At 28.1% G+C, this 15756-nt stretch carries 11 protein-coding genes; 9 read left to right on the top strand and 2 right to left on the bottom strand.

Annotation, left to right across the window (positions count from 1 at the left end; genetic code table 11):
• Positions 1–603: 603 nt before the first annotated feature.
• From thiE to Q0K52_RS03355, 3 genes are all read left to right on the top strand, one after another.
• Positions 604–1296: a thiamine phosphate synthase gene (gene thiE / locus Q0K52_RS03365; RefSeq protein WP_297296457.1), complete on the top strand. Its 693-nt coding sequence runs from the start codon at positions 604–606 to the stop codon at positions 1294–1296.
• A complete protein-coding gene (locus tag Q0K52_RS03360) occupies positions 1260–2195 on the top strand; it encodes a thermonuclease family protein (protein WP_297296455.1) in 936 nt (311 codons plus the stop codon). Before thiE ends, Q0K52_RS03360 begins: the two co-directional genes overlap by 37 nt.
• A gap of 106 nt (positions 2196–2301) precedes the next feature.
• Positions 2302–3318 (top strand): PIN domain-containing protein, encoded by a 1017-nt coding sequence (locus tag Q0K52_RS03355; RefSeq protein ID WP_297296452.1) that lies wholly within the window; start codon positions 2302–2304, stop codon positions 3316–3318.
• A gap of 82 nt (positions 3319–3400) precedes the next feature.
• Here the strand turns inward: Q0K52_RS03355 and trxB are convergent, their stop codons facing one another.
• The gene (trxB, locus tag Q0K52_RS03350) at positions 3401–4333 is read right to left on the bottom strand and encodes a thioredoxin-disulfide reductase (protein ID WP_297296450.1); all 933 of its coding nucleotides are present in this window, start codon (positions 4331–4333) and stop codon (positions 3401–3403) included.
• Between the two features lie 84 nt (positions 4334–4417).
• Positions 4418–5887, bottom strand: coding sequence for a helix-turn-helix domain-containing protein (locus tag Q0K52_RS03345; RefSeq protein ID WP_297296448.1), 1470 nt, complete (start codon positions 5885–5887; stop codon positions 4418–4420).
• A 290-nt stretch (positions 5888–6177) separates the two neighbouring features.
• Here Q0K52_RS03345 and aroC point away from each other — a divergent pair, with 290 nt between their 5' ends.
• The 6 genes from aroC to Q0K52_RS03315 all read left to right on the top strand — a co-directional run bounded on the left by aroC (position 6178) and on the right by Q0K52_RS03315 (position 15329).
• A complete protein-coding gene (gene aroC, locus Q0K52_RS03340) occupies positions 6178–7287 on the top strand; it encodes a chorismate synthase (protein ID WP_297296446.1) in 1110 nt (369 codons plus the stop codon).
• 55 nt (positions 7288–7342) lie between these two features.
• Positions 7343–8362: a zinc-dependent alcohol dehydrogenase family protein gene (locus Q0K52_RS03335; protein WP_297296444.1), complete on the top strand. Its 1020-nt coding sequence runs from the start codon at positions 7343–7345 to the stop codon at positions 8360–8362.
• A 559-nt stretch (positions 8363–8921) separates the two neighbouring features.
• A complete protein-coding gene (locus tag Q0K52_RS03330) occupies positions 8922–9854 on the top strand; it encodes a sugar-binding transcriptional regulator (protein WP_297296442.1) in 933 nt (310 codons plus the stop codon).
• A gap of 469 nt (positions 9855–10323) precedes the next feature.
• The gene (locus tag Q0K52_RS03325) at positions 10324–11718 is read left to right on the top strand and encodes an arylsulfatase (RefSeq protein WP_297296440.1); all 1395 of its coding nucleotides are present in this window, start codon (positions 10324–10326) and stop codon (positions 11716–11718) included.
• A gap of 13 nt (positions 11719–11731) precedes the next feature.
• Positions 11732–12607 carry a hypothetical protein gene (locus tag Q0K52_RS03320; protein ID WP_297296438.1) on the top strand — a complete coding sequence of 292 codons (876 nt, stop codon included), beginning with the start codon at positions 11732–11734 and terminating at the stop codon, positions 12605–12607.
• A 340-nt stretch (positions 12608–12947) separates the two neighbouring features.
• Positions 12948–15329, top strand: coding sequence for an arylsulfatase (locus tag Q0K52_RS03315; RefSeq protein ID WP_297296436.1), 2382 nt, complete (start codon positions 12948–12950; stop codon positions 15327–15329).
• The last annotated feature ends 427 nt before the right edge of the window (positions 15330–15756 follow it).

Raw genomic sequence — 15756 nt, 5'->3', positions numbered from 1 at the left:
CAGTATTTCCTTTATAATAAAAATGTATTTATCATCTTATCTATATTTATAACTTTGTTCAGCGTGCGTAATATGCATAATAAATTTAAAAAAAACTTGGGTGGGTGTTAATTATTCTTAATAATGCTATAAAGAATAATTAAACAATAGTTTATAATAAAATAATAAAGATATAGGGCGGGTATGTAACACAAGTTTAAAAATTTAATTACATTTGCCCACCCTCTATCTTTTAAATTTATTATGATATTTCTGTATTATTTTTCTTTAATAAATAAAAATTGTTATTTTAGCTGCCCGCCCAAGATTTTTTTAATTTGCTGTATTATTCACCGCACGCAGAATAAGCTGAAAATATAAGTTTATTTACAATTCAAATTTAATTATATTTATAATTTAGTTCACCGTGCGTTAAATAAATTTTAAACTTTGTAAAAACTTGGGTGGGTGTTATAAATTCTAATTAAGTTATAGGTATAATTAATATTAAAATTCAAAATATAGCTATAAAGGATAAAGGGTGGGGTGTTAGAATAAAATTTTTTATTTGAAAATATTGTGAAATTATAATAAAATATATAAAAAAATATTTGGGATTATTTTATGCATGATATAATTAAATCAAAAGATATAAAAGAAAGAAGAAAAATTTTAAAAGATAAATATTTTCAAGATTCAATATACTGTGTTACAGCTGAAGACTTTTCTAATGGAAGAAATAATATAGAAGTTGTAAAATCAATGTTGGAAGCTGGAATAAAAATCATTCAATACAGAGAAAAAGACAATCCTAATAAATATATGCGTGAAAAATATAATGAGTGCTTAATAATAAGAGAACTTACAAAAGAACATAATGCTTTATTTATAATAGATGATTATGCTGATTTAGCTATGGCCGTTGAAGCTGATGGGGTTCATATAGGACAAAAAGACATGCCTATTGAAGTAGTAAGAAAAATTGTTGGTTATGATAAAATAGTTGGGCTTTCTACTACAAATACAAAACAGGCAGAAGAAGCAGTTCACACAAGTGCAGACTATATTGGAATAGGGCCTATATTTTCAACTAATACCAAACCCGATGCTGATGATGCTACTGGTATTGATTATATTGATTATGTAGTTAAGAATTTAGATATTCCTTTTGTTTGTATAGGCGGAATAAAATTAAATAATATGGATTTGCTTATAGAACATAAAGCTATGAGTTTATGTATGCTTACAGAGATAGTATCTTCTGAGGATATAAAAGCTAAATGCGAACTTCTAATAAAAAAAATAAAAAGATTATAAAGATTATCATTTTTTCTTTTGCTTTGATATTATCTTATTTCCTTGTTATACGAAGTATTCATATAAAAGAAGGTAAGGATTTATTTATTGATGCTTTATCTATATTAAGTATGATACATAATAATAGAACAGAAATTATTTATGATTATATAAAAAATAGAGATAAAGTTTATGTTTATGATGATTCATTAAGCGATAAAACTAAAAGATATATCAAAAATTATTTTCCAAGTGTCAAATATGTTGGAGATATTAGATTTGTTATTTATTCCCATTTCTTTAAAGATAGGATTATATTTTATTCTTGTGACAACAGCACCATTGATAAATTAAAATCCCTAAATGTTCAATTATGCCGAGTGGTTTTAAGTATATACGATATAACAGAAGATGAATATTTAACTTTAAAAGAAAGCGATGATACAAAACTTTTTCTTTCATTCACAAATAGAGAAATATACCATATAGACTCTAATTACAGCGAATCCTTATCAAAGTATGTAATAGGAATTGATAAAAATGCTATAAGAGTTGTAGACGGTGATACAATAAGATACAATAAAAATTATTACAGATTTATAGGACTAGATGCTCCGGAATTAAAACAGGAGTATGGTACCAATGTAATGGCTTATGTAAGAGAGAAAATATCTAATGCTGCTAATGTAAATATTTTAATAGGTTCTTATGATGCTTTCGGCCGAATATTATGTCATTTATTTGTAGATAAAATTCCATTAGCATATCCAATGATGCAGGATAAGCAAGCCAAAGAAACCATAACAAAATACGGAGATAACGGCTTTGTAACTATAGCAAGCAATATAGTTTATTTATCGAAATTTCAAGGCAGACGCCCATTCAAAGATCCAGCCCAATTTAGAAGGGAAAACAGATAGTATATCTTTGATTAAAAAATACTATGTTTTATGAACTATATATTGTTTATTTTTTATACTTGATGAATATAATATTAACTTTAATTATTTGTGAATGGAGTTAATAATGCCTAATAATAAAAAAGATTATATATTTATAGATACTAATATTTATTTTAATGAAAAAAAATCTACTTTATTAAATAAATTAGAAAAAATATCAAAAAAACATAATATTGTAATTCCTAGTGTACAATTGCATGAATTACAATCGCATATTGCTGATAATTATAACAGAACAAATGATTTTGAAAAGGCATTATCAGAATTATCTAGATTATATAGAGAAGAAAATTCATATCCAGATAATTTAAAAAATATGGCAAAAGAGTTAAAAGAAGGTGCTAATAAATTATACAATGAACTAATAAATAATAGAAAGAATATAGTAAAAGAAATATTTGATTTTTTAGGAAAACAGGAAATAATACCATTTTCTGCTGAGAATTTTGTTGGTGCAGAAAATAGAGTTAATTCTGAACGTGCTCCATATAGAAAAAAAGAAGGAAACAAAAAACATTCTCATTATGATTCTTTAATGTGGGAGTCTCTTTTGTATTATAAGAAATTAGAAAATGCAACTTTATATATTTACGATAAAGATGGTGACTTTTTAAATGATAATAAAGATGATGTTAATGAATTATTAAGAACTGAATGGGAATTTATACAAAAAGGAAAATTAATATTATATAAATGCAATAATAAAGATGAAAATAATGAAGATAATGAAGAAGAAACTAATAACCAAGAATATCCAAAATATATATACGCTGAAAATATGTTAATAGAAAGAAATAGATATGATAATGATATCTATGAAATTAATAACTTAATAAATGAGGCTGAAGATATTATTAATTCTATAAAATTTCAACTTAGAAAGGGAATGAAGATCAGAATATATTATATTGAAAAATTTGAAGAATTGGATAATATTTTGTATAAAATTGATAGTTTATATGATACAGCAGATTATAGTATTGTGCTACAATTTAGAGATAGAATACAAAATATAAAAGCTAAAAGGCAATTGTGGTATAGAAGAATTTTTATAGATTCTAATTATTTTTTAGATGATTAAATAAATATTTATAATTTAAAATAAAAGAGCTTAACTTAATTAAAAGCTAAGCTCCTTTTTTATTAAAATTATCAAATTAAAATCAAGCTTTGTTCAAATAATGAGTTACGCTCATAGCACCAACTGCACCTTCTCCAACAGCATTAGCAACCTGACGAACTGGTTTTAATATAGAATCACCGCAAGCAAATACACCAGGAATATTAGTTTCCATTGTAGACATATTTGTAACTATGTGTCCAGTTTCTTTTAATTCTAATCCAGTGTCTTTTAAGAAATGTGTTGAAGGCTCCTGACCTACGAATACAAATACACCGTCTACAGGCTGATCATGCATAGAACCGTCTAATACATTTTTTATTTTTATGCTATTAACTTTACCGTCTCCGCAAATCTCATCTATTACAGAATCAAGTACATATTCTACCTTTCCAGTATCTGTTAAATGTTTTACGTTTATAGGTTCAGCTCTGAATTCTTTTCTTCTGTGAACTAAATATATTTTATTAACGAATCTTGTAAGGAAATAAGCCTCATCAAAAGCACTGTTTCCGCCGCCAACTACAGCAACACTTTTATTTCTGTAGAAAGCACCGTCACAAGTAGCACAGTAAGAAACGCCTCTGCCTGCAAATGTATCTTCGCCTTTAGTTCCTAATTTTTTAGATGAACCGCCCATAGCAAGTATTATTGTTTTTGTTTCATAAGTTTTGCCGTCAGCAGTAATAACTTTTTTTACTTCGTCTTTAATGTTTTCTACTTTTATAACTTCATCATAAACTATTTCATTTTTAGAGAATTTTTCAGCATGCTGCTGCATTTTAGCAACAAGTTCAAAAGAACTTATTTCTTCAGGGAAACCTAAGTAATTTTCAACAGTATCAGTACTCATCATCTGACCGCCGATTCCCTTCTTTTCTATCAAAATGGAATTAGTTAAAGCTCTTCCTAAATATAACATAGCAGAAAGACCAGCAGGGCCTCCTCCTATTATAATACTATCATATACAGACATATCTAAACACTCCTTTTTTTGTTATTAGTAATAATTATTATATAATATATATTTTAATAGTCAAGTTAGTATTGTCGAACAAATTTAATATTTGAAATGTTTTTTCACATAAGCTATTATTTCACTAGCATTGGCAATTTCTCTTGATGAGTTTCCTACACGTATATAGAATTTTTCTTCTTTAGCACCTTGTTTATTTGTAATCTTAGTATATACAGGCTCTTTTCCTTTAGTTACATAAACAACACATATATCTTTTCCATCTTCAACAATGAAATCAATTCTTATACCTTCAGCAGAAAAAGCATTTCCATAATAAGTTTCTATTAATGTTCTTAAATGAAGTTCAAAGAAATCTCTATTAGGCTGTTTCAAAGTACTGTAATCATGTTCAAGCCCTATAATTTCTCCGTCATTGGTAATACCTATAAATAAACGTCCGCCTTCAGTATTACTAAATGCAGCAATAGATTTCATAATTACTTCTTCTAATGCTTTATTCATTTTTTGAGTATTATTGTCATATCTCAAAGTAGATTTGAACTCTACATTAGTGCTTTCGCCTTCTTCTATAATTTTCTTTACGTTCATGTGATTTCTTTTCAAATCTTCAATGATTCTAATATAATGTATAGCAAGTATTACAATCAAAGTTATAGTAATAACAACAAAGAATATTATAAATAGAACTATAGGTACTTGTATTTTATTTATAAGAGCTTTTTCAGGTATTATAATTCCTATTTCTATATTGTTATTAGCAACGGAGAATGTTCCTTTATATCCCCAATAAACATTATCTTTATATAGTATTTTTACCATATCTTCATTAGTACCATTGAATTCCCTTGTCATAATATCAGCTATAATATTATAATCTACACTATTGCTAGCAGTACTGTTTGTATCTGAGTATGATATAGGGAAAGTAATTTTACTATTACCAGTTACTAAATATGCATATATATTCTCAATATTTTTTAATTCAACATCATTAAAATTAACATTGAATTGAGATATATATTCAAAAGCTATATTTTCATTCGCTATATATATCAAATGTATATAAGGGTGTCCATTTTTTATATAGAAAGAATCTATGCTAAGCTGTTCAAAAGGCACAGATGAATATTGATGTGTATTACTATTGGTAACAATATGCCCGACAACTTTATATCCATTTCCTTCTTTGGTTATGGACATATAATTATTTCCCACTTGCATTGCTGCTTTTTCTATAAAAGTATGCTTAGGGAAGAAATTTGTTATCAAAATCTTGTAAGCTTCAGGAGCCTGATTCACTATATCGAATATAGGAGTCATTTGCATAGAAAAATAATAAGTAGGGTAGAATATTTTAGAATATTCTTCTACTATTGAAGTTTTTACATCTTGGAAAAGAGATTTAAAAATAAATTTAATTGGTATAGGACTTCTCATTTGAACATAAACCAGAAATACTATAGAAAAGAACATTATTGTTATAATAACATCTCTAACTATTCTGTTTCTTAATTCAGATTTAGAGAAAAATCTGCCAGATACAATTTTCATACTATATCCACACTAATATCCTATTATATATACATAATAACATATATTCAATATATATCAACCTTAATATAATAAAAATGGTTAAATTTACATATATATGTAACTAATTGAATTTTTGTAAAGTTGTCTATATTGTATTAAATGATGTTTATTTGATTATTAATAGCAAAATATGGTATATAATCAAACTATTTGGGATAATGCTTTGAATTATTTATATGGAAAGTTTGAAAGAAATGATATATACTAATGCAAATTATTTTTTAATAAAAGTTAATTAGGAACAAATTATGGGAAGCGTATTTGGAAATAATATAAAATTAAGTTTATTCGGAGAATCTCATGGAGAGGCTATAGGCTGTGTTATAGACGGATTTCCTTATGGCATTAATATAGATAATGACTTTATAGAAAATGAAATGGATAGAAGAAGGGCTAAAAATGCCAAATTAACAACAGCTAGAAATGAAGCTGATAAAGTTGAAATATTATCAGGTACTCTTGATAATAAAAGTACAGGCATGCCTATTGCTGCCATAATAAGAAATGAGAATAAAAGAAGCGGTGATTATTCAAATTTGAAAGTGTTGCCAAGACCTTCGCATAGTGATTATACCGCAATGCTTAGATATGACGGCTTTAATGATATAAGGGGAGGAGGTCATTTTTCAGGAAGACTTACAGCTCCTTTAGTATTTGCCGGTGCTTTAGCTAAATTGGCATTGAAAGAAAAATTTGATATTAATATAGCCGCACATATTAAACAAATATACAATATCAAAGATAAATATCCGAATGATACATTTCCAACTTATGAAGAGTTTGTAAATAATTATGATAAGGAATTGAGTGTATTTAATAATGAATCTATGAATAAAATGATTAGCACAATAGAAGAAGCAAAAATGAATATGGATTCTGTTGGCGGAATTATAACTGCTGCTGCATTTAATGTACCAGCTGGTTTTGGAGATCCTTTTTATTCATCTATAGAAAGCAGAATAGCACAATCAATGTTTGCTGTACCTGCCGTTAAAGGTATTGATTTCGGACTTGGATTCGATTTTGTTAATTATAAGTCAAGTGAGTGCAATGATGCTTATACAATAAAAGACAATAATAATATAAAGGTAGTAGAAACAAAAACTAATAATAATGGCGGTATATTAGGCGGTATATCAAATGGCATGCCTATAATAGTTAATGTTGTAATAAAGCCCACACCTTCAATTTCTAAAGAACAATTAACTTTAAATATAGAAACTAAAGAAGAAGAAACTTTAATTATTAAAGGACGTCATGACCCTTGTATAGCAGTGAGAGCAGTTCCTGTAATAGAGGCTGCACTTGCTATTGCCATACTTGATTTATGTATAGATATGAAAGGCAAATTATTATAAAAATATTTCATAAATTATTTTCATTAAGAAAAATACAAAAATAGGAGATTAAAAAATGAAAGCTGCAATATTTTATGAAAAGCACAAAATACTAATAGAAGATGTAAATATAAAAGAACCTAAAGAAGATGAGGTTTTAGTTAAAGTTAAATACTGCGGAGTTTGCGGTACAGATGTTCATATATATGAGGGGGCAAAAGGTTCCACTGATGTTAATCCTCCAAGAATATTAGGACATGAATTTTCCGGCTGTGTTGAAAAAATAGGAAGCAAAGTTACTAAAGTAAAAGTAGGAGATAAAGTTGCAATTGATCCTAATGATTATTGTAATAACTGTTATCATTGTAATAATGCCAAAAAACATTTATGTGATAGTATGACTGCTGTAGGTGTTTCTTTAGACGGAGGATTTGCTGAGTATGCTACAGTTAAAGAAAATTTAGTTTTTAAAGTACCTGATAATGTTTCTTATGAAAGTGCCGCTATGACAGAACCTATATCATGCTGTTTGCATGGTATTGATTTGATGGATATAAAACAAGGCGATACTGTTATGGTAGTTGGAACAGGAAATATTGGTCTTATTATGATTCAGCTTTTAAAATATAGCGGAGCTGTTAATATAATAGCAGTTGAACCTGTTGAGAAAAGAAGAGAAAGAGCAAAAAAATATGGTGCTAATATTGTAATAGATCCAATCAATGATAATACAGAAAATATATTAAAAGAAAATAATATATTTAATATCGATAAAGTTATAGATTGTGCAGGTAAAATACAAACAGCAGAATATTCTATTAAGTATGCAGGAAAAGGTGCCACAGTAATGTTATTTGGATTAACTGGTCCAGATGATGAATTAAAAATAAAACCTTTTGAATTATTCCAAAAAGAAATTACTATAAAAACTTCTTTTGTTAATCCTTATGCTTTTGAAAGAGCAGTTAATTTACTAGCTAGAAATATAGTAGATGTATCAGAGATTATCACTGACATTGTAGAACTTGAAAATATTAATGATGTATTTACAAAGAAATTATATCTTAATGACGGTAAAGTTTTGATAAAATCATGATTTATTAATATATTTTAATTTTGTTACTCTTTAAATACCATACTAAGATTTATAAAATTTTAGTATGGTAGCAATAAATTAATTTTATAAATCTATACTTATTTGTAATGTAATAATATATCCCTAAACAATTATATTTTGTCAATTTTAGTTTTTTCAATTTTATTGTTTGTGGTGGCTTTGCCCCCACACCCCCAGTTCTTTTGTTGGCACAAAGAACCTATATCCTCGATAAACTTAGATACGCTTCGCGAAAGACTGCATTTTTAGGGTATATCCTATATTTAATAGGAATGTTTTTAATATAAAGTTCTAACAGTTGCATTTTCGCGAAGCGTATCCGAGCCTGTCGAGGATATAGCTACTTTTTTGTATGTCAAAAAAGTAGATAAAATTTACATAAAGTGCATCAGCTGACAAAATTAAAAATTTTTAGTACATATAAAAATATAAAACAAATTTCTTTATAATTTTATTCTGCATTGCCAACCGCTACTTATTTTGACAAATTAATTTTTTTTTGTATAATAAAATCAAAATCTAATTTGGATGCAATTTAATGAATATCTTTGATGATGCAAGCTTGCTTTATACAGTTGCTAAATATTATTATATAGATGATTATTCTCAAAGCGAAATAGCTAAAATTCTAAATATATCAAGACCTCAAATATCAAGATTATTAAAAAGAGCGAGAGAATTAGAAATAGTAAAAATAGAAATATCCATGCCTAATAATATCAAAGATGAAAGCAAGGCAGAAAAGATAAAAAAATATTTGAATCTTAAAGATGTTTTGATAGTAGAAGATTCAAATGATAATAAACTTTTATATGTAAAAGCATCAGAGTATTTATCAGCTTTAATAGAAAAGAGTAAAAAAATAGGAGTAGGGTGGAATGAAACCCTATACAATATTTCTATAGAATTAAAATACAATGATTCAGATAAACAAAAAGTATTTTATCCGCTTATAGGAAATTTAGGAAATAATAATAATCCTTATTTGCAAATTACTACTATAGTTGATAGATTTGCTGAAAAATTCAATTCAAAAGCATATTTCAATAATTATCCTGCATTGATAGAAAAAAAATCTCTTAATAATAATGACCTTGAAAAATTAGAGGAGTTTAAAAAATTTTGGTCTGATTTAGATGTTGCTATAGTAGGTTTAAGCAGCAGGAGAGAATCTTATCAATCATATATATCAGATATACCAAAAGTATATAAATTAAATATTGATGAGATAGAAGGAATAATATTAGGAAGTTTTTTCATGAACAATGGAGAAACTTTTCATTATTCTGATAAATATTATATAAATTCTATAATGCTTTCAGAATTAAAAAAAATTAAAGATATAGTTTGTATAGTTTCAGGAGTTAAAAAAATAGATATTATTAAATTTGCTGCTATGAAGAAATATTTTAATATTTTAATTACCGATGAAGCTACAGCAGACTCTATAATATCAAACTTCAATCTATGATATACTGAAAATTTTTAAATTTTCCAAAAAGTATTTTTTAAGTTTTTTGTTTGTGGTGGCTTTGCCCCCACACCCCTACTTCTTTTATTGGTATAAAAGAAGCAAAAGAACTGCATTTTTAACCAAAACTGGGGGATTATACAATATTTAATACATATTCTTAAAATATAAAGTTTAACAATTGCGTTTTTCGCGTAGCGTATCCGAATGATAAAAACTTTAAAGTTGATAATACATTTACAAAATATAAAAAATTAAAAATTTTCAGTATATCTTCAATAATTTTATTTTATAAATTATTATTCATTTAATCAATTTAATAAATATTAATAAATTTATATTTAAATTTTAGAAATTTATTTCAGAACAATTGACAAAATACAGCTATATTGTATAATTATAGAAAAATTGTTCAGAACATTTGTTCTAATACCGTAAATAAGATTAATTTTGGAGTTTATTAATATTTATGAATAAAGATAATATTTTTTCTAAATCATTATTATTCGCAGGTGCATTAAGTTCATCAATGATAAGTGTAAGCTGTAATAATAATAATGCGGCGGCTGATAATAGTGTAGTTTTAGCTAATAATAATATAGAAAAGCCCAACATTGTTTATATAGTTATAGATGATATGGGCTTTTCAGATTTAGGCTGTTACGGTTCAGAGATAAGCACGCCTAATATAGATAAGCTTGCAGAAAACGGACTTCGCTATAATAATTTTTGTGTTACTCCTTTAAGTTCTCCTACAAGAGCAGCACTTTTAAGCGGCAGAAATTCACATTCTGTAGGTATGGGAAGACTTGCTAATTATACTTTAGATGCTCCTCATTCTACAGCTCAAATAACAAATACGGCAGCTTTAACACCAAGAGTACTTAAAGACAATAATTATAATACTTATGCGGTAGGCAAATGGCATGTGGCGCCTCTATGGGAAACCAGCAGCATAGGGCCTTATAATAATTGGCCTTTAGGAAGAGGATTCGATAAGTTCTACGGATTTATGGACGGGGAAACTGATCAATTCAATCCTGAACTTGTTGACGGAAATACTCATGTTGATACTGTATATGATGATAATTATCATTTGACAGAAGATATTACAGACAGAGCTATTTATTATATTAAAAGCCATAAATCAATATCAAAAGAAAAACCTTTCATGCTTTACTATGCAACAGGTGCAGCACATTCACCTCATCAGGTACCGGAAGAATATGTGAAGAAGTATGAGAATGTTTATAATGTTGGCTGGGATAAAATAAGAGAGGAAAGATTAAAGAAGCAAAAAGAATTAGGCATAGTACCAATGGATGCGGAACTTTCTCCATTAAATGAAAACGTTAAGCCTTGGAATGAACTTGATGAAGATACAAAAAGATTATTTATAGAGTACGAAAAACATTATGCAGCTTTCATAGAACATACTGATGCACAAATAGGAAGATTAATAAAAGCATTGGAAGATATGGGAGAGCTTGATAATACTGTAATATTATTAATAGCTGATAATGGCCCTTCTCCTTCTGGAAAGGCTACAGGTACTTTGAATACTGTTAATATAAAAAATGGTATTATGTCAGATATAGAAAAAGATGTTAAGAGAATAAATGAATTTTCTAAATTAGCACCTAATTATCCTCAAGGCTGGGCACAGGTTTCTGCTACTCCTTTTAGATATTATAAAGAAAGTGCAAATTATTTAGGCGGAATAAGAGTTCCTTTAATAATACATTATCCTAAAGGCATTGATAAATCACAAAATGGAAGCATAAGAACACAATTTAGTTTTGTTACAGATATAGCAAAAACTGTATTAGATATTACAGGCATAAAAGAACCTAAAAACAGTTGATGGTATAGAACAAATGCCTTTACATGGATATAGTTTAGTGCCTACTTTCAATGATGCAAATGCTGATACTAAAAGAACCACTCAATATTTTGAGCTTTACGGAAATAGAGGCTTATATGATAATGGATATTTATTGTCAATTTCTCATAAAAAGGGTGATAGTTTTGATAATGATAATTTTGCTCTTTATGATTTGAATACTGATTTTTCTCAGCTTAAAGATATTTCAAAAGAAAATGAAAGCAAATTAAAAGAGATGAAAAACTTATGGGATAAAGAGGCAGAAAAATACGGAGTTAATCCTCTTGATGACAGAGTGCATGTTGAACTAATAGCTAAGCAATTAAGTGCGAATATAGAAAAGAAAAACTCTTTAACATTATACCCAAATACATCAAGTATAAATGTTAATATATCGGCTATACCTACAGCATTGAACCGTTCTTATGATATAACAGCATATTTAAATAGAAAATCATCTGCAGAGGAAGGTGTATTGTTGGCATTCGGCAATCATTACGGCGGATATTCATTATATATAATAAATAATAAATTGAATTATGAGTATATATACGATAACGTAAAATATCATATAGAAGTAAATGAGCCTTTGCCTTTAGGGGAGTTGATTATAAAAGTTAAATACACTAAAACAGGTAATGATTCAGGAGAAGCCTCATTATTAGTAAATAATAAAGAAGTCGGAAAACTTGCATTACCTAAAGTATATCCTATGACAGCAAATACAACAGATGGAATGTCGGCAGGAAGAGATTTACAAGGCAATGTAAGCGAAAGATATGAAGGCAGAGGACATTTTGAATACAGCGGAGATTTAGAGAAAGTAACAGTTGAAGGATATAATGATTATAACAAAATAGCTATATAATTAGTATTTGTAAATTATTTTGTTGTTCTTTTTCCCCGCTGCACAACATACCTAAAAGGCACTTCCTTCGGTTGCAGGCGGACTTCGTCAAAGAACCTTATATCCTCGAAAGTGCAAATGTAAAATTAGTACTAAATCATACTAAAATTATTTTACATGTAATATAATTTATCAATTTAAGCTAAAATATAGCCTTTTTGCTTCTTTGTGGCAACAAAAGAAGTGGGGTGCGGGGCAAAGCCCTGCAGACATTTAAAATTAAAAAAAATTATTTTTGATAAAATATAGTTGTTTAGATATATATAAAAAATACGGAATTGTAAGGAGAAGAAAATAGTATATGAGGAAAAACAATAATAATTTAAAAAAAGGTTTCTGTATAGGTTCATCTGTACTCATAGCGGCATCTGCAGTATCCTGTTCAACTGAAAATAAAAATCAATCAGAGAAACCTAATATAGTTTATATAGTATTAGATGATATGGGATTCGGTGATTTGGGCTGTTATGGTTCAAGCATATCTACACCAAATATTGATGCTTTAGCTAATAATGGTATAAGGTATGTTAATTATTTTACTTCTCCTTTGAGTTCCCCAAGCAGAGCATCGCTTCTTACAGGGTGCGAAGCCAATAAGGTTGGAATGGGAGTTGTAAGCGATGTTGATTTCGGAGAATTAGCTCCAAATATCACAGGAAGAATAAAAAAAGAACATGCACCTTTCACTCATACTTTAAAAGCAAACGGATATAATACTTATGCTATAGGTAAATGGCATTTAGGCCCTTATGATGAGTTTACACCGGACGGCGATAAATATCATTGGCCTTCAGGAAAAGGTTTTGATAAGAATTACAACTTTGTAGCTAGTCAGGCTAATCAGAATCAGCCGGGCGGTATGATAGAAGGAGATAATTATATAATAGCAGATACATCAGATCCTAATTATCATTTAAGCCAAGATATAGTTGATAAAACTTTAGAATATATTGATGAATCTAAGAATGAGCCTTTCTTTGCTTATGTGGCATTCGGTGCTATGCATAGCCCTTTCAATGTTGCTAAAAAATATATAGATAAATATAAAGGTAAATTTGATCATGGCTGGGACATTGAAAGAGAAAAGATGTTTGAAAGACAAAAAGAGTTGGGAATAATGCCAGCTGATGCAGTGTTGTCAGAAAGAAATGATGAAGTACCTGCTTGGGATAGTTTAACAGATAAAGAAAAAGCAGTTGCGGCAAGACATATGGAAACTTATGCTGGATTCTTAGAGCATACTGATGAACAAATAGGACGCTTAATTTCAGAAATGAAAAAAAGAGGCGTATACGATAATACTATATTTATAGTAGTTTCAGATAATGGGGCTAATTATAATGGAGGAAGAACCGGAAGTTTAATGGCTCATGCTAATGAAAACTTATATGTTCATGATATAGATACTCAATACAATTTGATAGATGAGTTTGGAAGTGCTGTATACGGAACAGAATATAATAAAGGCTGGGCTAATGTTTCAAATACTCCGTTAAGATATTTCAAAACTAAAGCACATTACGGCGGAGTTAAAACTTTCTGTATAGCTTCTTGGGCTAATGGCATAGCAGATAAAGGCAGAATATCTAAAGAGATGATAGCTGTATTTGATATTTCACCTACTATGCTTGATGTATTAGGTTTTGAGCCTCTCACAGAAGTTAATGGAGTGAAGCAGGAAAAGATGCAGGGTATATCTTTTAAAGAAAGTTTTGAAAGTTCTAATCCTATGAGTAATCCTAGAAAAGAAATAGCTTTACTTATGATGCTTGACAGAACCTATGCAGATGGAAGCGGATACATTATTGTAACTAATCCTAAAACTCAGGAATGGGAATTATATGATATAAATAATGATCCTACTCAAATGAAAAATCTAGCTTCTTCTATGCCTGATAAAGTAAAAGAAATGGCTTCAAAATATGAAGAAACTGTAAAAAGAGATTTTAACGGAGCACAAAATTTATTAATTGATTTTGCCCATAGAGTAGACAGTAAAATATTAATAGAGCGTTACGGACAATTAGCAAAAGATGTACTTACTTCTATGCAGACAGGAAAAGCAGTTTCAAAAGATGCAGAAGAATATATGAGATTATATAGATTCTTTAGTTTTGTTCCTAAAGGTATAGGATATGCTGGTGTAGGTTCGGTTTGGTACAGACCTCCTTCATCAAAACTTAGAGCTACAAACTATACATACAAAAAAGAAGACGGATATTTCTTCTCATTATCAGCAGCACATACAGGATCCGTTTCTCATAAAATAAATGTTGATGTAGAAGTTCCTAATAAAGCTTCTGGTGTTATATATGCAAACGGCGGTTTAGACGGAGGATATACTCTTTATATAAATGATAATGGAAAACTTGTATACGAATATAATTATTTAGGAGAAAGACAGAAAGTTATATCACCTGAAGTAATGAAAGAAGGTAAATACAATATAGTTATGGATTATAAGAAAGATAAAGTAAATAGCGGAGTCATTGATATGATTATAGACGGAAATGCAGTTGCAAGTTCTCCTGTGAAAATGCTTCCTATAATGATTTCTTATGATTATTTCAGTATAGGGGAAGATGTAGGCTCTAAAGTAAGTTTAGACTATAAAGATAATTATGCATTTAATGGAAAAGTAGATGAAGTAAATATCCGTTTAGGTGATGATTTATTAGAATAGCCCTTTTTTATTATTGTTTTAGTAGGAGGGATTAATTTTATCCCTCCTAATTATAATACTAGAAACGAATGCTTAATAATTTTTCTTATTGTTTTTTTATTTTTAAACCGCATGTTTTTCAATTATGAGGCATGCGGATTTAATTTTATTGTTATAGTAAAAAATATTAAATGGAGGTTATATGAATAAAGGTTATCATTTAATGGCTAAGCCTTTCGGCCCTATATGTAATATAAAATGTGAATATTGTTTTTATTTATAGAAAAAATCATTATTTCAAAATACTGAAAAATATAAAATGTCTTATGAAGTGCTAGAAAATTATATAAAAAAATACATAGAAACGCAGGATATACTGAAAATTTTTAAGTTTGTCAATTTTTTTAATATATTGTATAATAATAATATGGATTTTAATTTAACAGAC

This window comes from uncultured Brachyspira sp., from assembly GCF_944390845.1.
Lineage (GTDB): Bacteria > Spirochaetota > Brachyspiria > Brachyspirales > Brachyspiraceae > Brachyspira > Brachyspira pulli.
The sequence above is the reverse complement of the archived record's forward strand: the minus strand, read 5'-3'. Positions and strand labels throughout refer to the sequence as shown.